Here is a 19,208-nt window from a genome sequence, read left to right on the forward strand (position 1 = left end):
GTCAGGGACACTTTTCATTTAATTGGTTTGTTGATACATGAGCTCTTTGATTAACGCTTTTTGTACATGCAAACGGTTTTCTGCCTGCTGAAAAACTTTTGAGTGCGGCCCGTCAATAATGTCTGCTGTCACTTCTTCTCCGCGGTGTGCCGGGAGACAATGAAGGAAAATATAATCCTTTGCTGCATAACTCATTAGTTCGTCATTGACTTGATATTCTTTAAATTCAGCAAGACGTTTCTCTGTTTCTTCTTCCTGCCCCATGCTTGTAAACACATCGGAATAAATGACATCTGCATCTTGAACAGCAGCGACAGGGTCTGTCGTAACGATGACTTCTGCGCCTGATTGTTTTGCAAACTCACGTGCCGTGTCTGTTACTTCTTGGAGCGGTTCATAGCCTTCTGGTGATGCAACAGCAATGTCACAGCCTAGCTGCGCACAGCCAACCATCAAGGAGTGAGCCACGTTATTTCCGTCACCAATATAGGCTACTTTGATTCCTTTTAATGTTCCTTTTACTTCTTTGATTGTCAATAAATCAGCAAGTGCCTGACATGGATGGGAGTAGTCAGTCAGTCCATTGATGACAGGAATAGACGCGTATTGTGCTAGCTCCTCGACCTTCTCATGTTCAAAGGTCCGAATCATAATGCCATCTACATAGCCAGACAGCACTTGTGCCGTATCACTGATCGTTTCTCCTCTGCCAATTTGCAAATCATTTGAGCTGAGGAAGAGCGCATGTCCTCCTAGCTGCGTCATTCCCGCTTCAAACGATACACGGGTTCTAGTTGACGATTTTTCAAAGATCATCGCTAACGTTTTCCCTTTGAATAAATCCTGATAGGGATTTTGTTTCATTTCTTCCGCTTTTTCAATTAAATAAGCAATGTCATTGATTGAGAAATCTTTTAACGATAAAAAGTCTTTTCCGTATAATGCCGGTTGCACGTCGACTTGACTCATGCCGTCACTTCCTTTTTATATAATTCTTTGAGCGATACTGGTGATACATCTCCATTTTTCCCTTGCAGGAATGCTTGAGCTGTTTCATATTCGGTTAGAACTTGGACGCCATGTGTGAGTGCTTTTACACGCTGCTCTTTTGCCTCTTCATCTTCCCCTAAATGGATATGAAGCGACTTATCTTCGTTTTGCAGCCAAGTTTCAAAGCTGTCCGTCCAGACGTCAAAGCCTGCATGTTTCGCTTTATCTACCAATTGTTCACTGCCTTTTATAAAGAGGCTGCCTTTCTGATGCCAGATTGACGCAAACACTTTTTTCAAGGCGCTTTCGGCGTTCTTGCCTACACACATTCCTTCTCCTGTCGCTTTCATTTCAGGTGTCAGCTTTAAGTCAATATCTTGAATGGCATGTGATGAGAAGACTGGGAATTTGACCGCTGTTCCCCCTTTGTTTTTCGTTGCAGGGTTCAGTTCTTCAAGCGTCGCACCCGCTAATAATTGAGTCGCAAGCGGAATCATGTCAATGCCCATTACTTTGCTGACGACTGGAACCGTCCGGCTTGCCCGCGGATTTACCTCTAGTACAAGCGCCTGATCCCCTTTGATCACAAATTGGATATTCATAATGCCCTTAAACGCTAATTTCTTCGCTATTTGTTCGGACGCAGCATGCACCTGCTGTTTGATGTCTTCGCTAATGGAGACACTTGGTAAAATGGCAAAGCTGTCACCTGAGTGGACGCCCGCTTTCTCTATATGCTCCACGATCGTTGGAATGAAGGTCGTTTTTCCGTCAGAAATCAGATCCACCTCAACTTCTTTTCCAGTGACATACTCATCAATTAAGATCGGGTACGGCAAATGATCTGGCTGATCAAGCAATGATGTCAAATGTGCTTCTGACTGGACAACGATCATCCCCATTCCGCCAATGACATACGATGGGCGAATTAACACAGGGTAACCAATGATTCTGGCATGTGCGAGTGCTTCTTCTTTTGAGTCAGCCGTATTTCCTTCTGCATGAGGAAGATTCAGTTCATCAAGAAGCTGATAGAACAAATCACGATCTTCGAGCGCATCTAGCGTGTCAAAGGATGTACCTAACAACGTGACACCGGCTTTTTCTAAGCCTTCTGCTACATTGATGGCAGTCTGTCCGCCAAATTGGACGATGACGAAATCAATTTTTTCTGCTTCGACAACGTTTAAGATGTGCTCTAATGTAATGGGTTCAAAATATAAACGATCTGCGATCTCATAATCCGTACTGACCGTCTCTGGATTGTTGTTCATCATGATGGTTTCAAAGCCAAGCTTTTGCAGGGTAAGAACGCCATGAACTGCACTATAGTCAAACTCGACTCCCTGCCCAATTCGAATCGGACCAGAGCCAATGATGAGTGCACGCTGCTTTGTTTTCTCCTGATGCTCTCCATCACTTTTGCCAAAGTATGTGGAATAGAAGTAGTTCGTTTTTGCATCAAATTCTGCCGCACATGTGTCGACAATTTTAAATGAAGCCGTAATGTCATATTCTTGACGAAGCTGTCTAATGGCCTCTTCACTGTGGCCTGTAAGAAGAGCAATCGTTTCATCAAGGAAGCCCTTTTCCTTTACCTTTTTCAAGGTGTCTTTTGAGAGCGTTCCCTCATGATTCTTCAATTCCTGTTCGAGAATGATCATATTCTTGAACACATGTAAGAAAAATAGATCAATTTTCGTCGCTTGATGAATCGTTTCGACCGTTTCTTGTCTTGAAAGAAGCTCCATGACAGCGAAGAAACGTCGATCGTCTGGTGTTTTGATCAGTTCAAATAGTTGTTCAGTCGATTGGTCTTTCAATTCTGGCAGATGGAAGCCCTTTGTTTTGATTTCAAGGGAGGCGACGGCTTTTTGAATGGCTGACTCTAAATTACGGTCAATCGCCATGACTTCGCCAGTCGCCTTCATTTTTGTTCCTAATTGACGATCTGCCTGTTTAAATTTATCAAACGGCCAGCGTGGGAATTTCACGACGACATAATCGAGTGCCGGCTCGAAACTAGCATAAGTTGTGCCTGTGAGCGGGTTTTTGAGTTCGTCTAGTGTGTAGCCTACCGCAAGCTTTGCCGCCATTTTAGCAATTGGATAGCCTGTTGCTTTTGAGGCAAGAGCAGATGAACGGCTGACCCGTGGATTCACCTCAATGACAAAGTATTCTTTACTGAGTGGATCAAGGGCGAATTGGATGTTGCATCCGCCGACTACATCCAGTGCTGAAATGATTTTCAGGCTCGCTGAACGAAGCATTTGATAATCCTGGTCTGTTAATGTTTGGGAAGGTGCAACGACAATCGAGTCTCCTGTATGCACACCAACTGGATCGATATTTTCCATATTACAAACCGTAATACACGTATTTTGACGGTCTCTCATGACCTCATATTCGACTTCTTTAAAGCCAGCGATGCTTTTTTCAACTAAACACTGATGAATCGGGCTCGCTAAAAGGGCTCCTTCAATGAGCGGTTTAAACGCTTCTTCTGTTAAAGCAATTCCGCCGCCCTTTCCGCCAAGTGTGTATGCTGGTCTTAGGATGACTGGGAAGCCTACTTCTTTTGCAAATTGAAGGGCATCTTTCGCATTATCCACAATTTCACTATCTGGCACAGGTTCGTTCAACTGCTTCATGAGAGCACGGAATTTCTCTCGATCTTCACCGTTTTCAATTGTTTCAACTGACGTTCCGAGCAGGGTTACCCCATGCTTCTTCAGCACACCGGCTTTTTCTAGCTCGACAGCAAGGTTTAAAGCGGTCTGTCCGCCAAGGTTGGCTAAAAGACCATCTGGTTTTTCCTTTTCGATGATTCTTGTCACTGAATCAACTGAAAGCGGTTCAAAATAGATTTCATCAGCAAATGATTCGTCTGTCATAATGGTTGCTGGGTTGTTATTCACTAAAATGACTTTGTAGCCCTCTTCTTTTAAGGCCATACATCCTTGTGTTCCTGAGTAATCAAATTCTGCTGCCTGACCAATGATGATTGGACCAGACCCGATGACTAGAATGGTTTGTATGCTTTGATCTTTAGGCATGTGCAACTTCTCTCCTTGCTTGTTTCACTTTCTCAATAAAATCATCGAATACCCATTCACTTTCAGCAGGACCTGGGTGTGCTTCTGGATGAAATTGAACTGACATAATTAGCTTCTCTTTATGAATGAAACCTTCTACAGATCCATCATTGACATGAAGGAATTTCACGTCCACTTCTTTGTCATTCATGCTTTTTTCATTCACCACATAGCTGTGATTCTGACTTGTCATGAAAACACGTTTGGATTCTGTATCTTGTACAGGGTGATTCGCCCCGCGGTGGCCAAATGGAAGCTTATACGTATCCCCGCCAAGTGCGAGAGCGATTAATTGATGACCTAAGCAGATTCCAAGTGTCGGGAAGGTCATCATGATGTCATGAATGGTTTTTAAATATGGCTTCATTGTTTTGGGATCACCAGGTCCATTTGACAGCAGAATCGCATCTGGCTTGATCTCAAACACCTTTTCCAGCTGTTTGTACGGAATGACGGTTACTTTACAGCCGCGCGCTTCAAGCGAATCTGCAATTGATTTTTTAAAGCCAAAATCAATGAGCGCTACATGTTCCTCGCCGCTGCCTTGTGTGTAGATCTCGTCCTCTGTCACCTGTGCGACCACATTGTCTTGTTTCATGGCCGGCGGTGTTTCGTTTTCGTCTACACTGATCACAGCGTTCATCGTCCCATTAGCCCGGATGTTTTGCACGACTGCACGTGTATCTGTATGTGTCAGAAGCGGAATGTTCCACTTCTGTAAATAATCTTTTAAGCTAACCGCTGCAAGATGATGAGAGAAATGATCAGCTGCTTCATACACAACGACAGCTTTCACTTGTGGTTTTTTGCTCTCAAAGTCTTCATGATTAATACCGTAATTTCCGATGAGTGGATATGTGAAAACAATGATTTGTCCCTTATAAGAAGGATCTGTGAGCACCTCTTGGTAACCTGTCATCCCTGTAAAGAAAACCACTTCACCTGTCATGCCAGCTTCTCCTGTCAGATCTCCTTCAAAAGAGGCTCCATCTTCTAAATTTAAATAACCTTTCATGCTTGTGTCACCCCAAATTGAATAATTAGTAATATAAATGCATTTTTATGCGTTTCGGTGTAAAAAAATTTATACCGTCACTGCTTCATTTGCTAAAACCTGAGTAATCGCTTCTATTGCATGATCTATTTCTGCTTTTTCTACATTCAGCGGAGGTAATAACCGAATCACATTTGGACCAGCTGGAAGTACCAGCAACCCTTGTTCTCTAAGAGCTGTGATATAATCACCGACTGGCTGATGACATTCAATCCCTGCCATCAATCCTTTTCCGCGTACTTCTTTTACAATATTCAGTTGTTTCAGATCTTGCAGCTTTTCTAACAGATAAGCGCCTTTTTCTTTGACTTCTGAAAGAAACTCTTCTTTGAAAATGACATCGAGTGTTGCATTCACTGCGGCCATGGCAAGCATGTTGCCACCAAAGGTTGTTCCGTGTGAACCTGGTGAGAATGCATCTCCTAAAGCCTTTTTCCCTATGACCGCACCGACTGGGAAGCCGTTTCCTAAGCCTTTAGCAGAAGAGATAATATCAGGATCAAGTCCCGTTTGTTCGTATGCAAACGCTGTTCCTGTACGTCCAATACCCGTTTGAATTTCGTCTACGATCAGCAGTGCTTCATGCTTTTGGCAAAACGCTTGAACGGCTTCTAGAAATTCTGCTGTCGCTGGATTTACTCCACCTTCTCCTTGCACAACCTCAAGCATCACCGCTGCCACATCATCGACTTCACACGCGGCAATAGCGTCTGGGTCATTAAACGGTACATAATGAAAGCCTTCCAGCATAGGGCCAAAGCCAGTTTTAATTTTATCTTGACCTGTAGCAGCCATACCAGCATACGTGCGCCCATGAAAAGAGTGCAAAAATGTCACGATATTTGTTTTCCCTGTTGCTTTACGCGCTAATTTGATCGCACCTTCATTTGCCTCAGCTCCGCTATTGCAGAAAAACACGAGGTCTCCTGAACTGTTTGCCGCAAGCTTTTCTGCTGCTTTTTCCTGCAGTCCATTTTCAAATAGATTCGATACATGCCAGACGTGATCAAGCTGCTTCTTGATGGCTTGATTGACCTTTGGGTGATTGTGGCCTAGATTTGTAACCGCAATGCCTTGTATAAAGTCTAAGTATTTTTTTCCATTTGTATCGACTGCCCAAGAACCTGCTGCCTCTTTAATTTCAACATTCCACCGTCCATACGTTTGAAAGAGATGACTCACAGGACCGCCTCCTTTTGTTTCACAATTCTTGTTCCTTTAAAGGTTTCCCCTGTAAAGATACTGCCTTTGCCATTCACGATCATGACTTCATCCACATCTCCTGATAAAGCACTCAAAGCGGATTGCACTTTTGGAATCATTCCCCCGGAAATAATGCCTTCATCAATGAGTGAAAGGGCTTCTTGTTCGGTGACGACATCTAAAAGCTCACCATTTTTTAAAATGCCTTCCACATCTGTGACAAACATGAGCTTATCAGCTTTCATGGCTCCTGCGACAGCTGATGCTGCTAAATCAGCGTTTACGTTTAACGTTTGGCATTCTTCTGTCATAGACAGCGGTGCAATCACAGGAATAAATTGTTTTTCCATTAATGCTTCTGCCATCTCTGGATGGACTTCTTTGATTTCACCAACGTATCCGTACACGTCTTGATCGAGGAAATCCGCGACAAGCATCTGCCCATCTTTCCCAGACACGCCGACAGATGAGATATCATGCTTTGCGAGCTCTGACACAAAGTATTTATTGACCGTTCCCGAGAGGACCATTTCGGCTACCTCTAACACAGGCTTCGTTGTTTTGCGCTGCCCGTCAACAAATTCTGTTTTCACTTCTAATTTTTGCAGCATGCTAGTGATTTCAGGACCTCCACCATGGACGATAGCCAGCTTAAATCCAGCAGCTTGAAGTGAGCGGACATTTTCATAAAAGGTATCTGAAAGTTCTCGAATGACACTGCCTCCACACTTAAATACGATCGTTTTATCCATGTCTATCTCCTTCATTATGTGCGATAGCTCGCGTTAATTTTCACATAATCATAGGTAAGGTCACAGCCCCATGCTGCTGCTTTACCATTTCCCTCATTCATTTGAATCAAAATTGTGATCTCATCCTGCTCTAGATACGCTTTTGCTTCCTCTTCTGAGAATGGCTGCGGTTCATTATGTTTAAACAGACATTGTCCGCCTAAATAAACTTCTACCTCTTGTGGTGTGACGGAAGCTGCACTATGACCAATGGCTCCAACGATTCGCCCCCAGTTGGCGTCGGTGCCGTAGACGGCTGTTTTCACAAGACTTGAACCAACGATTTTCTTCGCTATGATGCCGGCTTCTAAATTATTTTTGGCGCCAGCAACTTGCGCTTCAATTAATTTCGTTGCACCTTCTCCGTCTCTTGCAATCTCTTTGGCAAGATCCTCACAAGCTAGCTTTAATCCTTCTTTGAACAATGGCCATTCTGGATGCTTTTCATTGAGTGCTTCATTTTCTGCCATGCCATTTGCCATTACGAGTACCATATCGTTTGTCGATGTTTCCCCATCGACGGTAATTTGATTAAAGGTCACATCGGTAATGTCACGAAGTGCGTTTTGCAGGGCTTCCTGTTCGACATTTGCATCCGTTGTCACGAAGCCAAGCATCGTTGCCATGTTCGGATGAATCATGCCAGAGCCCTTTGCTGCACCTGCAATCAGAATCTCTTTGCCGTTTATCGTCAGGGTGTATGTTGTATTTTTAATGACTGTATCTGTTGTTAAGATTGCCTCTTCAAAATGACCATTTCCTGCTTTTGCTTCTTTCAGCTGCGAGATGCCTTTTTTGACTTTATCCATATCGAGACACTCTCCAATGACACCAGTAGAAGAAACAGCAATGTAATCAGGTTCTACCCCTAACATATCTGCGCAGGCTGCCTGCATTTCGTATGCGTCCTTCAAACCTTGCTCACCAGTACATGCATTGGCGATGGCACTATTGACAATGACACCTTTTAATTGCCCTGTCTTTTTTAAGCTTTTGTGAGTGACTTGTAGAGGTGCAGCTTGAAAGTGACTTTGTGTATATACCGCTGCACTCGCTGCCGGCACCTCACTGACAATCAGTCCAAGGTCTTTTTTTGAATAGCGTAATCCAATATGAATCCCCTTTGCTTCAAAGCCTTTTGGTGATGATACGTCACCGTCTATTTTTACAATGCCTTTTTCATTCAATTCGATCATGTTTGTTGTCTCCCCTGTTCTTATGGATAGAGAGGTGTCATTGTGAGGCCCGCCTCTTCATCTAAGCCTTTGATGATGTTGAAGTTTTGAACCGCTTGGCCGGCTGCGCCTTTCATGAGATTGTCGATCACAGACACAATCGTGAGTCTGCCTGTACGTTCATCTAAATGAAAGCCAATGTCACAGAAATTACTGCCGTAGACTTCCCTTGTTTGCGGATACACGCCGTGATCTCTCACTCTGACAAAATAGGAATCTTCATAAAAGCCTTTCATATGCTTCATCAATTCCTCTTTTGTGATATCTGATTTCAGCTGTGTATACATCGTCGCCATAATCCCCCTTGTCATCGGGACAAGATGCGTTGAAAATGTGATGTTCGCCGTTTGCGGATTCCATTCTCTTAATATTTGCTCTATTTCAGGTGTATGTTGATGTTCATTTACCTTATAAATTTTGAAATTGTCGTTTAGCTCTGAAAAATGTGTTCCAAGTGAGGCAGATCGTCCTGCACCGGACACGCCTGTTTTTGCATCTATTATGATCATAGATTCATCGATTAGATTCTGTTTCATCAGCGGTGCTAAACCGAGAAGAACTGCGGTAGGAAAGCACCCTGGGTTTGCAATAACTTCAGCCTGCTCAATTGTTTCACGATTTAATTCAGATAATCCGTACACAGCTTGTTGAACAGATGCTTGATCAGCTGCCCTTCGTTTATACCAAGCTTCATAGGTTGCGCCATCTTGAATGCGCAAATCACCTGATAAATCAATAATGGGCACTCCTTGATTCATGAGCTTCGGCGAAAGTTCACTTGATACGCCTGCTGGTGTCGCTAAAAACACAGCATCTGTTTCTCGCACAATGGAAGCTGGATCAATGGCTTTTAATGTTTGATCAGTAATAGTTGTCAGATGCGGATAAGATTGACTGTATAATTGCCCATCACCACTTGATGAATACAATATACATTCCTCCACATGTGGATGATGCTTGAAGATACGAACCAATTCCGCACCACCGTACCCTGTAGCACCTATAATACCTATTTTCAACGTCAATACACCCTCTTGATCTTTGTGAAATTATTTAACATTATAACATGTATAAAAATTAATTCAATTGTATATTTAATATTTGTTTTCATTTTTTTTCAACAAAAAATCCGCATATCTTCATGAGACATGCGGATTTATCTTTATATCAATCCATTCTCTTCCTCTACCTTAATTTTTCATAAAAAAACTGGCATGAGTTCAACTCATACCAGGCATTTTTCATATGTGCTTATTGAATACCGAGCGCAATTTTTGCGTATCTTGACATTTTGTCCCGTGTCCAAGGCGGATTCCATACGATGTGAACTTCTGTTTCTTTTACTTCTGGAAGATCACTTAATGCTTTTTTGACTTCATCCACGATAATTGGTGCAAGAGGACAACCCATTGATGTTAAGGTCATCGTGATATCCGCTTTTCCATTCTCATCAAGATCGACATCATAGACAAGTCCAAGGTTGACGATGTCGACATTCAGCTCAGGGTCAATCACCTGTTCTAGGGCGCCTAAAATATTTTCTTTCAATGCTTCATCCATGATATCCACTCCTTTTCCATTAGTATAACGTACTTTTTCCTTTGACTAAACGTTTGTGCTTTTCAGATGTGTCACAAACCAGTCAATCGTTTCAAACATTGCTTGTCTTGAGACCTTATGGCCAGCTTGTCCGTCTGTGATAAAACGAATCAGGTGCGGGTCTTCTTTATATTGGGTTGCTGCTAACTCGTCATAAAGAGCCTTTGCATGCCGGTAAGGGACAACTGGATCGTTTTCTGCATGCCAGAATAACAGTGGTCTTTTGTTTAATCGATCCGTTTGCAGCGTTAAATCATAAAGGCGCAGGGCGTCTAATTGCTGATGAACCTCTTCATCTGTAATATCTTTCATCAACCCTTTGTGCCGCATATCCATGATTTGTGCTTGTAGAAACGTCGTATATTTCGGACTGCCCATCAAGCTGACTGCTGCTTTAATCCAATCATGCTTGGCCAGTGCACCAAAGGTGGTGATGCCGCCCATGGAAGTACCCGCAACACCTATCAGATCGGCTTCAATCAATTGTTTTTCTTGAAAGTATGTTTTGAGTATATCGATTTCACGTATTTCGTTCAGGACAATTTCCCAGAACTTTGATGCCAGTTCCTCTAAGCTGAGGTTTTCTGATCTTACACCATGATAAGCACAGTCAGGCAAAATCACTCTCATGCCTTTTTCCGCCAAATGAAAGGCGAAGTGTAAGTTGTGCTCACGTGCACTTGTAAATCCGTGTATGAAAAATACAAGCGGAAGCGGTTTGTCTTTATTTTCAGCTTTTACGATATGTAAAAATGGAATATCGTGTTCAGTTTGCTCATCAATGGTGATCACAGCCTATGAATCCTCCTTTATCATTCCCGTCTTTGTTTATTTTAACATGTAGACAACAAAGATGTGATAAAGATACACTATAGGTAGAGGCGCCGCACGAACTGCCTCCTATCACTTACAGATCAAAGGAGATTTTATGGAGACTAAACCTTATCTAATCGCACTTGACCTGGATGGCACGTTATTAAAAGATGATAAAACCATCTCTACACACACGCTTGACGTCATTCAAAAAGTGAAAGACAGCGGGCATCATGTCTGTATTTCAACCGGCCGGCCATTTCGTTCCAGCTCTCCTTATTATCAGCAATTACAGCTTGATTCACCCATTGTGAATTTTAATGGAGCGTTTGTCCATCATCCTCTTGATGAAAAATGGGGCAGATTTCATACGTCACTTGATCTCCAAGTCGTTAAACAGCTTGTAGACATTAGTGAGGAGTATAAAGTGCACAATGTGCTAGCTGAAGTGTTAGACGATTTGTATTTCCATTACCATGATGAGAAGCTCATTGATATATTTAATATGAATGCAAATAAAGTCACCGTGGGAGACCTTCGGGACAACCTTGGAGAAAATGTGACGAGCGTGTTAATCCATGCAAAAGAAGAGGACGTCGGAGCCATTCGAAGCTATTTATCAGATGTTCATGCAGAAGTGATTGATCACCGGCGATGGGCTGCTCCGTGGCACGTGATTGAAATCATTAAAACAGGCATGAATAAGGCCGTTGGACTGCAAAAGATCAGTGATTATTACGGCGTTCCCCAGGAGCGGATTGTGGCATTCGGAGATGAAGACAATGATTTAGAAATGCTTGAATTTGCTGGATGCGGCGTGGCAATGGGCAATGGAATCGATGCGGTGAAACGTGTTTCAAATGAAGTCACTGATACGAACGAACAAGATGGGATTGCAAAGTTTCTAACGAATTACTTCTCGCTTTAATTTTTCCATTCATACATAACCGAAGGAAGCGGGCATACTACCGTTAGACAGGTTGTCCTGTCAGCTTGTGTAAAGGGGCGGATTCCGAATGGGTAAAAGAAGCAAATCGAAACGCTTTATACAACAAGGTAAAGATTCAGTCAGTCTGCATGACGCACGTTTTCCTTATCGTTCGACACTTGAAGAAGCGGCGGCGGACAAGGGAAATATGAAGACTGATGCTTCTGGAGGTTCATTGTGAGAAACGAACTTTTTGATCAAGCCAAATCATTTACTGAAGAAGCCCTTACTTCTTCATTTTCATCTGGGTTAGAGCGTCAACAGGCGGTCAAACGAGCCAAAAATGCCGTATCTTCTGCATTTGCCAATTCGACAGATGCAGAAAGAAACCAGCTGCATACCTTCCAAGACTTGCTCGATGATCTCTAACATAAAAAAAGCTGTCCACCATTGGACAGCTTTTTCTGATTCTCATGAAGCAGGAAGCACTTATTTTACTTGGAACGTTTTCTTTTCCGTGATTTGCTTCAGCCCTTCTGCTTTTCCTTTAAATGTGACGACCGCTTCATACATTCCCGGCTTGACACCGTTTGACCACGTATCTTGAAAATCATAGGCTTCGCCTTTCTTCAGTACAAAAGATTGGATGGCCTGTGTGAACATACGGTCTTTCGAATAGCGGTATTGTTCATTTCCGTTTTCGTCATACACACTGAGTTCGAATTTCTGGCTTGTGTTAAAAGTAAATTCAATATCTCGATCTGATTCATTTTTCAGCGACATGTTAAATTGAACCGAAGAACCTTTCTGGACGGGGTCTACTGTGAGTACAACCGTTTTTTCTCCCATTTGACCGGATACCTCCTTGTCTGGTTCATCCTTTTTTTGTTGTCCACAAGCGGCTAAAATCAATAAAACGAGAAGAAGCACCAACCCTTTTTTCATTTGCTACCCACCTTTTAATCTCGTCTGAAAAATCCAAGAATATTGGTTGTTTGCACAATATTTGTAAAGGCTTTTGGATCGACTTCTTTAATAATTTGTTCAAGTTCATACAGCTCATACCTTGTAATGACGATCACCATCATTTCTTTTTGCTCGTTGGTAAAAGCTCCTTTTGCAGGTACAGTCGTAATGCCCCTGACCATTTTTCCATAAATGGCTTCTTTGATTTCATCAGCTTTCTTCGTCACAATCATCGCGGTCAGCTTCTCATGTCTTGTATGGATGGCATCAATGACCCTTGTGGTCACATATAATGTGACAAGGGTATATAATGCTTTCTCCCAACCTTGTAATAATCCTGCTGTAAAGATGATGATTCCATTTAAAATGAAGAAATATGTGCCGACTGGTTTATCCTTCCACTTCGCTAAGATCATGGCAAGGATGTCGAGCCCTCCTGTTGATGCCCCGTATTTGAGGGTGATCCCAATCCCGAGTGCAGATATGACGCCGCCAAACACAGCATTTAGTAATATATCCTGTGAAACACTCGTTTCTGGTAAGATGCCGAGGAAAATGGTCGTCAGTGCAACACTGATGATGCTGTATAACGTAAAGGAACGGCCAACTTTCATCCAGCCTAAAATGCCGACTGGAATATTTAAAATAAATAATAGGATCCCTGTTGATATATAAAATGGCGCATATTGATCCATTAAGCTGGATAACAGCTGGGCTACCCCTGTAAACCCGCTCGCGTATACATCAGCTGGGATTAAGAATAAGTTCAGTCCAATCGCATTGAGCAGTGCACCAATGACGACGACAATGAGTTTTTTTGCTTCTCCAATGAACATATTGTCATTCCTCCACTTACCATTCTCTCTATGGTTTTCCCTAAAATTTAGAATTTGAACACGAAAAGATGATTTCTGTGATATAGTTAGGCTAAAAAGATGTAAAATATGGCTGATATTTTTAGAAAGAAGGGATTTTGATGACTGTTCATATCATAGCAGACAGTGCTGCTGATCTGCCTCTTTCTTATTATGATGAACATAACATGACGCTCATTCCGCTGCGTGTGTTACTTGGCGAGCAGGAATTTGAAGATTTGATCACCATTGAACCAAAACAAGTATTTGATGCGATGAGACAAGGTGCCAGCCCAAAAACGTCACAAGCTTCACCAAACCGAATCAAAGAAGCCTTTGTTTCTGTCGCACAAACCCATACATCTGCAATCTATGTTGCCTTTTCATCAGAGCTTTCCGGTACATACCAAACAGCTGTGATGATGGCAAACGAAGTGAAGGAAGAATACCCTGATTTTGATTTGCGAATCATTGATTCTAAATGTGCTTCACTCGGCTATGGGCTTGCTGTCAAACACGCTCAATCACTTGCCATTGACGGAAATACAATACAAGAAATTGAAACGTCTGTAAAGCATTTTTGCGAATCTTTACAACATATTTTTACTGTAGACGATTTATCGTATTTAGCAAGAGGCGGAAGAATCAGTAAAGCGTCCGCATTTGTTGGCGGTTTATTAAGCATTAAGCCCATTTTACACGTCGAGGATGGAAAGCTCATACCACTTGAGAAAATCCGCGGACGTAAAAAGCTGTTGAAACGCATTATTGAACTGATGAAAGAACGTGGAATGGATTGGCCAAATCAAACTGTGGGCATTAGTCATGGTGATGATCCTGCACTTGCAGAAGACATGAGACAATTGATTGAAGCCGAATTTCATCCAAAAGAAATTGATATTCAGATTGTCGGCGCGGCTGTTGGGTCCCATTCAGGCCCAGGCACGCTTGCCATCTTCTTTACAGGCAAACCCTCATAAAAAGCACCCTTCCCTGACACATCACGGGAAGGGTGCTTTTCTTATGACTTATGAAAGTTTAAACCGATGGACGGTTTCATTTAACCTTGCCGTCATACTCATCAGTTCTTCTACCTGTTTGTTCATTTGATGGAATGATTGCAGCTGTTCATTGGCAGAGGCAGAAATTTCTTCGCTGCCAGCTGCTGTTTCTTCTACAACCGCACTAATATTTTCAATCGAGTTCAGCACTTGTCCGCCAAGCTCTGTTGATTGAACAATTTGGTCATTTAAGACAGCCATTTCTTGTTTAATGTGCTGCGCTTTTGTTTCTATATCTTCAAAGGAGTGTGAGGTTTTGTCCATCGCATCCTGCTGTTGAAGTGAAAGCTTGACTCCTTCTTTGACAGTTTGACTAATGGATTGAATGCCTCTTTCAATATGACTGACCATATCAAAGATTTGTCTTGTAGCGTTAGATGATTCATCGGCAAGCTTACGAATTTCATCTGCAACAACAGCAAAGCCTTTTCCAGCTTCACCTGCTCTTGCCGCTTCAATCGCCGCATTTAGCGAAAGTAAGTTTGTCTGATCCGCAATGTCAGAAACAGTTTTGGCCATGGCCGAGATGCCGCTGGCGTATTGCGTGAATTCTCCTGCTGACTGCTCGATTTGCCTTGTGGCATGTGTATTTTTTTCAATCGCAGTTTTTGTTTCTGTTAACGTGTGCTTTCCACTTTCCACTGCTTCTATGGCATCCTCAGTACTTTGGATGACTGTTTGTGAACGTTCGGAATTTTTACGTCCATGCTGATCCATCTTTTCAATCAAACTGACGCCATGCTGGAGATCCTCTGAAATGGCTTGTGACCCATTTGCCATTTCGTCTGTCGAGACAGATACTTGATTTGCAGATTCCATCAGCTTTTTGTTTTCATCATCTAACTGGATCGAGAATGTCTCTACTTGACTTGAGACATTGCTGATTTCTTTAATCAGACTAATCAGCTGATCTGTCATTTGATTAAAGGATTCATTCAAGCCGCCGATTTCATCCTTGCGCTGAATGTCCATCCGTTCGACAGCAAGGTTGCCTTCTGCGATCTGCTTCGCTCGGTAGGATAGTGATTTGATAGGGGTCACGATGGATCTTGTTAACCCAATATTTAAAAAGACAGCAATGACAATTAGTGTGAGGGCTGCAACGAGTGCACTGGTGATGATCCATTGCACGTTATCAGATGTATTCTCTAGATTTTGTTTATACGCTTCTTCTGCTCTTTTATTCATTGTATGGACGTCGTTTAAAACACCATCAATTCTTGCAGCGACCCGTCTTGCATCTGATGCATTTTTTTCACCAATGGCACCATTCGCTTCCTTGGTCCACGTATCATATTTTGTATTTAACCTTGTTAGTGCATCTTTGTTGATATTACCTGCATGTTTGTTTAACGTTTGCAGCTGTTTTTTTGCTGTAGAAATATCGGTTTGAACTACTTCTAGCTGTTCATCAGAAAGTGTCATGGAGTAATTGGTCATGGCTTGTTCAACACTTTCAAAGCTTGCTTTTGTTTTTTGAACGTTTAATAAGGTTTGAACTTCTGTTTCATTTGATGATTGGATCTTTGTCATACTGACAATGATAAAGGCAATGACGCCAACTGCTAAAAGAAGTGAGACGAGTGAGTTGAGTAAAATTTTGATGCGTAAGCTCATGATGCGTCCCCCTCTTCTTTCAGAAGTTTCTGCTTCAGCTCATTTACTTTTTTGGTCAATGTCTCAGCGTTCTTCAGCACCCGAATTCTTGCCATATCGATTCCGTCATTGCTTAAGTCGTAGACAACATGCCCACTTTTGATCTGATTGTTCTTGACGAGCTGTTCGCTGAATTGATAGACCACTTCATCGACTTTTTTTACCATGGACGAAATTACCGCTTTTTCAGCGGTGTAGTACTGATCACTATCTACACCAATGGCATATTTGCCCTGCGCTTGCGCTTCTTTTAATACACCGACACCTGTATAGCCAGCTGCGGCATATAAAACGTCAGCTTTCTTTTTGATCATGCCTTTAGCTATTTTACTGCCTTTGCCCGCATCACTAAACGTATTAGCATAGGTGGATAAGATCTTGATGTTCGGATTCACTGATTTGGCGCCTTTTTGAAACCCTTTTTCAAAACGATGGATCAAATCCGCATCGACACCGCCAACAAATCCAATGACATCACTTTTCGTTGTCATGGCAGCAAGTGCGCCCGCTAAATAGCTGCCTTGCTCTTCTTTAAACGTCACGGAGGTCACATTTTTCAGCTCAGATACGGCATCGATGAGAAGGAACTGCTTCTTCGGATATTTCTTTGCGACTTTTTCTAAATCTTCTTGCATACTGAAGCCTACTCCGATGACGAGGTCATTGCCATCTTTTACGAGCTCGGTCAGTCCTTTTTCATATGTATCGGTTTCTGCAATTTCTCTATAATCAAATTCAACCCCTAGGTCATCACGTGCTTTTTCTAATCCTTTAAATGATGAATCATTAAATGATTGATCACCAAGACCATCATCTGTGAGCATAACGCCAATATGCTTCGCATTTGATGCCGGTGGTTTCCCTTGCTGATTGCTGCATGCGGCGAGCACCATAAGCAGGGCTGCCACCAGAAGCAATGAAATTTTCACTTTCATCCACACACACACTCCTTTTATCATCCTTACTCCTTTCTTATCGGATTTGAGAGGCGTTGTTTCAATGATTAAGTGAAGGTTTTTCAGCTTTTTTTCATGACTTTTTTCACTGAAAAAACCCATTATTTATAACAAATATAAAAAAAGGGATAAAATCATGATGATTTTATCCCTTTTTCTTCTTTTCAGTGAGATATGAAAACCCTTGAAGTCAGGGTTTGTTTTCACGCTGCTCATTTTTTCTCGTATGTCCAGCCCTCTTTTTGGTAGATTAAGTCATTTTTCATCATATGACCTAATGCTCGTTTAAAGGCTGCCTTGCTCATTTGGAATCGTTCGCGGATGTCTTCTGGATCACTTTTGTCCCCATAAGGCATGGCACCATTTCTCGTTCTCATATAGGTTAAGATTTCTTCTGCATCGACAGATAACGCTTCCTGTTTTCTAGGAAGCAGAGAAACGTTCACGGTTCCATCCTCTTTCACGGCAATGACGCGTCCTGTCACGGTCGATCCTAATCTTGGTTCTTCCTTTCGCTCCGTGCGGTGGATAAACCCTCGCACGCCTGTATCTGTCAGCATAAAAGAGCCTGTCGCAATTAAGCGATAAATGGTTCCAGTGATTTCTTTGTTCATTAAGGTTTCAGGTGCCTCAGTAAACAATTCACTGATCACATCTTCAGTGGCTGGCTTTGCGAACATTCTGCCGTAGCTTGTGACTTTCAGCATACAGTAGAGTTTGTCTCCTTTTTTTGGCCATGCTTCCTCAAAAGGCGGGAGGTGTTCTGTTGCAACAAGTGCATCCTTTGACAGCCCGACATCGACAAATGCGCCCATGTCTTCTACCACGTCTACGACTTCTACCCAGCCATATGTATGCGCATTGATTGTAGGTATTTTCATCGTGGCAGCCAGTCTTTCTTCATGATCTACATATAAGTAGACCTCTACTTCATCTCGGTCACCAATATCCTCTGTCATCTCACTGCGGTGCAAGAGGACCGAATCTTCACCATCTGTCAAAAAGTAGCCGTATTCCATCTCGTTCTCTATTTGCAAGGTCAGTTGCTCACCTGGTCTCATGTTCTCTTCCTTCCTATCTGCCCATAAAAGAGCGTTCGTTCATCTTTTGATTCACTTTATTCTACTATACTTCTCCTCACATGAACATCTCTAGTTCTGTTAGCTAAAGTGGACAAACTGGACACGATTTATACCGCTGCCGGCTGAACTCTTTGACTCGTCTCTTCGATAAAGTTTCTTCTTCTCCTATTTGCATGATAAAATAGACGCAATATCTATACATGGAGGTCATGTGTTATGGCAAAAGAAAGCTCATTTGACATTGTATCGAAGGTTGAACTGCCAGAGGTGCAAAACGCTGTTCAAGCAGCGCTGAAAGAAATTAAAAACCGTTATGATTTTAAAGGAAGTAAAAGTGATATTTCTCTTGAAAAAGAAGAGCTCGTTCTCATCTCTGATGATGACTTTAAGCTGGAGCAGCTAAAAGATGTGCTTGTGACAAAGCTGATCAAACGAGATGTTCCTACCAAAAACATCGACTACGGAAAAACCGAGCATGCCCTTGGCGGAACAGTACGCCAGCGCGCGAAGCTGATCAGCGGGATTGATCAAGACAACGCCAAAAAGATCAATGCACTCATTAAGCAATCCGGCATCAAAGTGAAGTCACAGTTTCAAGATGACCAAGTGCGTGTAACAGGGAAAAATAAAGATGATTTACAAGAGGTTATTTCTCTTATGCGCAAGGCAGATTTACCGATTGACGTTCAATTTATAAATTTTCGATAAATTTCAAATTTTCCATTGATTATTTCCGATTTTTTCGATACAGTTGATGGAAGTTCAATTCATTGACATGTTCATATCACTTTCTTATCAAGAGAGGCAGAGGGACTGGCCCTGTGAAGCCTCAGCAACCGGTGTAGTAGAAATATATTTTCTATGACCAAGGTGCTAAATCCAGCAAGCAACTGCTTGGAAGATAAGGAGAAGAATTACGATACAG

19 protein-coding genes and 1 riboswitch are annotated in these 19,208 nt (G+C 42.3%); of the genes, 5 read left to right on the forward strand and 14 right to left on the reverse strand.

Features of this window, described 5'->3' with window-relative positions; all coding sequences use genetic code 11:
* Positions 1–18 precede the first annotated feature (18 nt).
* From argF to C6347_RS08390, 9 genes are all read right to left on the reverse strand, one after another.
* Positions 19–969, reverse strand: coding sequence for an ornithine carbamoyltransferase (gene argF / locus C6347_RS08350; RefSeq protein ID WP_060595992.1), 951 nt, complete (start codon positions 967–969; stop codon positions 19–21).
* The gene (locus tag C6347_RS08355) at positions 966–4,046 is read right to left on the reverse strand and encodes a carbamoyl-phosphate synthase (glutamine-hydrolyzing) large subunit (RefSeq protein ID WP_106071570.1); all 3,081 of its coding nucleotides are present in this window, start codon (positions 4,044–4,046) and stop codon (positions 966–968) included. Before C6347_RS08355 ends, argF begins: the two co-directional genes overlap by 4 nt.
* Positions 4,039–5,100 (reverse strand): carbamoyl phosphate synthase small subunit, encoded by a 1,062-nt coding sequence (locus C6347_RS08360; RefSeq protein WP_066031043.1) that lies wholly within the window; start codon positions 5,098–5,100, stop codon positions 4,039–4,041. The genes C6347_RS08355 and C6347_RS08360 overlap by 8 nt, the downstream gene beginning before the upstream one ends.
* A gap of 69 nt (positions 5,101–5,169) precedes the next feature.
* Positions 5,170–6,321 (reverse strand): acetylornithine transaminase, encoded by a 1,152-nt coding sequence (locus C6347_RS08365; RefSeq protein WP_060595989.1) that lies wholly within the window; start codon positions 6,319–6,321, stop codon positions 5,170–5,172.
* Positions 6,318–7,094 carry an acetylglutamate kinase gene (gene argB / locus C6347_RS08370; protein ID WP_034663330.1) on the reverse strand — a complete coding sequence of 259 codons (777 nt, stop codon included), beginning with the start codon at positions 7,092–7,094 and terminating at the stop codon, positions 6,318–6,320. Before argB ends, C6347_RS08365 begins: the two co-directional genes overlap by 4 nt.
* A gap of 14 nt (positions 7,095–7,108) precedes the next feature.
* Entirely contained in the window at positions 7,109–8,329 is a 1,221-nt protein-coding gene (argJ, locus tag C6347_RS08375) for a bifunctional ornithine acetyltransferase/N-acetylglutamate synthase (RefSeq protein ID WP_106061800.1), read from the reverse strand.
* Between the two features lie 20 nt (positions 8,330–8,349).
* Complete coding sequence (argC, locus tag C6347_RS08380; protein ID WP_060595988.1) at positions 8,350–9,387, reverse strand: N-acetyl-gamma-glutamyl-phosphate reductase; 1,038 nt, start codon at positions 9,385–9,387, stop codon at positions 8,350–8,352.
* 232 nt (positions 9,388–9,619) lie between these two features.
* A complete protein-coding gene (locus tag C6347_RS08385) occupies positions 9,620–9,928 on the reverse strand; it encodes a metal-sulfur cluster assembly factor (RefSeq protein WP_024425066.1) in 309 nt (102 codons plus the stop codon).
* Between the two features lie 45 nt (positions 9,929–9,973).
* The gene (locus C6347_RS08390; protein WP_106061801.1) at positions 9,974–10,759 is read right to left on the reverse strand and encodes an alpha/beta fold hydrolase; all 786 of its coding nucleotides are present in this window, start codon (positions 10,757–10,759) and stop codon (positions 9,974–9,976) included.
* A 136-nt stretch (positions 10,760–10,895) separates the two neighbouring features.
* Here C6347_RS08390 and C6347_RS08395 point away from each other — a divergent pair, with 136 nt between their 5' ends.
* The 3 genes from C6347_RS08395 (at position 10,896) to C6347_RS08405 (ending at position 12,137) form a co-directional block, all read left to right on the forward strand.
* Positions 10,896–11,708 carry a Cof-type HAD-IIB family hydrolase gene (locus C6347_RS08395; RefSeq protein WP_012009535.1) on the forward strand — a complete coding sequence of 271 codons (813 nt, stop codon included), beginning with the start codon at positions 10,896–10,898 and terminating at the stop codon, positions 11,706–11,708.
* Positions 11,709–11,796: 88 nt separating this feature from the next.
* Positions 11,797–11,949, forward strand: coding sequence for a competence protein (locus C6347_RS08400; protein ID WP_106055886.1), 153 nt, complete (start codon positions 11,797–11,799; stop codon positions 11,947–11,949).
* Complete coding sequence (locus C6347_RS08405) at positions 11,946–12,137, forward strand: DUF3813 domain-containing protein (protein WP_024425070.1); 192 nt, start codon at positions 11,946–11,948, stop codon at positions 12,135–12,137. Before C6347_RS08400 ends, C6347_RS08405 begins: the two co-directional genes overlap by 4 nt.
* Before the next feature lie 60 nt (positions 12,138–12,197).
* Here the strand turns inward: C6347_RS08405 and C6347_RS08410 are convergent, their stop codons facing one another.
* Both C6347_RS08410 and C6347_RS08415 read right to left on the reverse strand, forming a co-directional pair.
* Complete coding sequence (locus tag C6347_RS08410) at positions 12,198–12,653, reverse strand: BsuPI-related putative proteinase inhibitor (RefSeq protein WP_060595983.1); 456 nt, start codon at positions 12,651–12,653, stop codon at positions 12,198–12,200.
* A gap of 14 nt (positions 12,654–12,667) precedes the next feature.
* The gene (locus tag C6347_RS08415) at positions 12,668–13,510 is read right to left on the reverse strand and encodes a YitT family protein (RefSeq protein WP_034663360.1); all 843 of its coding nucleotides are present in this window, start codon (positions 13,508–13,510) and stop codon (positions 12,668–12,670) included.
* A gap of 140 nt (positions 13,511–13,650) precedes the next feature.
* On the opposite strand from C6347_RS08415, the gene C6347_RS08420 reads away from it, so the two are divergent.
* On the forward strand, positions 13,651–14,508 hold the full coding sequence (locus tag C6347_RS08420; RefSeq protein ID WP_106071571.1) for a DegV family protein: 858 nt from the start codon (positions 13,651–13,653) through the stop codon (positions 14,506–14,508).
* Positions 14,509–14,556: 48 nt separating this feature from the next.
* Here the strand turns inward: C6347_RS08420 and C6347_RS08425 are convergent, their stop codons facing one another.
* From C6347_RS08425 to C6347_RS08435, 3 genes are all read right to left on the reverse strand, one after another.
* The gene (locus C6347_RS08425; protein WP_060595982.1) at positions 14,557–16,206 is read right to left on the reverse strand and encodes a methyl-accepting chemotaxis protein; all 1,650 of its coding nucleotides are present in this window, start codon (positions 16,204–16,206) and stop codon (positions 14,557–14,559) included.
* On the reverse strand, positions 16,203–17,180 hold the full coding sequence (locus tag C6347_RS08430; protein ID WP_060595981.1) for a BMP family lipoprotein: 978 nt from the start codon (positions 17,178–17,180) through the stop codon (positions 16,203–16,205). Before C6347_RS08430 ends, C6347_RS08425 begins: the two co-directional genes overlap by 4 nt.
* A gap of 233 nt (positions 17,181–17,413) precedes the next feature.
* Positions 17,414–18,262, reverse strand: coding sequence for a CvfB family protein (locus tag C6347_RS08435; protein ID WP_060595980.1), 849 nt, complete (start codon positions 18,260–18,262; stop codon positions 17,414–17,416).
* A 237-nt stretch (positions 18,263–18,499) separates the two neighbouring features.
* On the opposite strand from C6347_RS08435, the gene C6347_RS08440 reads away from it, so the two are divergent.
* Positions 18,500–18,991 carry a YajQ family cyclic di-GMP-binding protein gene (locus C6347_RS08440; RefSeq protein ID WP_034663377.1) on the forward strand — a complete coding sequence of 164 codons (492 nt, stop codon included), beginning with the start codon at positions 18,500–18,502 and terminating at the stop codon, positions 18,989–18,991.
* Positions 18,992–19,072: 81 nt separating this feature from the next.
* Positions 19,073–19,191: riboswitch (SAM riboswitch) on the forward strand.
* The last annotated feature ends 17 nt before the right edge of the window (positions 19,192–19,208 follow it).

This window comes from Bacillus sp. NMTD17 (assembly GCF_002998735.1).
Classification (GTDB): Bacteria; Bacillota; Bacilli; order Bacillales; family Bacillaceae; genus Bacillus.

Coding starts and splice junctions, on each gene's coding strand:
- argB (WP_034663330.1), bottom strand. CDS start 7,094: ATGGATAAAACGATCGTATTTAAGTGTGGAGGCAGTGTCATTCGAGAA.
- C6347_RS08435 (WP_060595980.1), bottom strand. CDS start 18,262: ATGAGACCAGGTGAGCAACTGACCTTGCAAATAGAGAACGAGATGGAA.
- C6347_RS08430 (WP_060595981.1), bottom strand. CDS start 17,180: ATGAAAGTGAAAATTTCATTGCTTCTGGTGGCAGCCCTGCTTATGGTG.
- C6347_RS08410 (WP_060595983.1), bottom strand. CDS start 12,653: ATGAAAAAAGGGTTGGTGCTTCTTCTCGTTTTATTGATTTTAGCCGCT.
- C6347_RS08385 (WP_024425066.1), bottom strand. CDS start 9,928: ATGGATGAAGCATTGAAAGAAAATATTTTAGGCGCCCTAGAACAGGTG.
- argJ (WP_106061800.1), bottom strand. CDS start 8,329: ATGATCGAATTGAATGAAAAAGGCATTGTAAAAATAGACGGTGACGTA.
- C6347_RS08360 (WP_066031043.1), bottom strand. CDS start 5,100: ATGAAAGGTTATTTAAATTTAGAAGATGGAGCCTCTTTTGAAGGAGAT.
- C6347_RS08415 (WP_034663360.1), bottom strand. CDS start 13,510: ATGTTCATTGGAGAAGCAAAAAAACTCATTGTCGTCGTCATTGGTGCA.
- C6347_RS08395 (WP_012009535.1), top strand. CDS start 10,896: ATGGAGACTAAACCTTATCTAATCGCACTTGACCTGGATGGCACGTTA.
- C6347_RS08425 (WP_060595982.1), bottom strand. CDS start 16,206: ATGAGCTTACGCATCAAAATTTTACTCAACTCACTCGTCTCACTTCTT.
- C6347_RS08440 (WP_034663377.1), top strand. CDS start 18,500: ATGGCAAAAGAAAGCTCATTTGACATTGTATCGAAGGTTGAACTGCCA.
- C6347_RS08400 (WP_106055886.1), top strand. CDS start 11,797: ATGGGTAAAAGAAGCAAATCGAAACGCTTTATACAACAAGGTAAAGAT.
- C6347_RS08355 (WP_106071570.1), bottom strand. CDS start 4,046: ATGCCTAAAGATCAAAGCATACAAACCATTCTAGTCATCGGGTCTGGT.
- argF (WP_060595992.1), bottom strand. CDS start 969: ATGAGTCAAGTCGACGTGCAACCGGCATTATACGGAAAAGACTTTTTA.
- C6347_RS08420 (WP_106071571.1), top strand. CDS start 13,651: ATGACTGTTCATATCATAGCAGACAGTGCTGCTGATCTGCCTCTTTCT.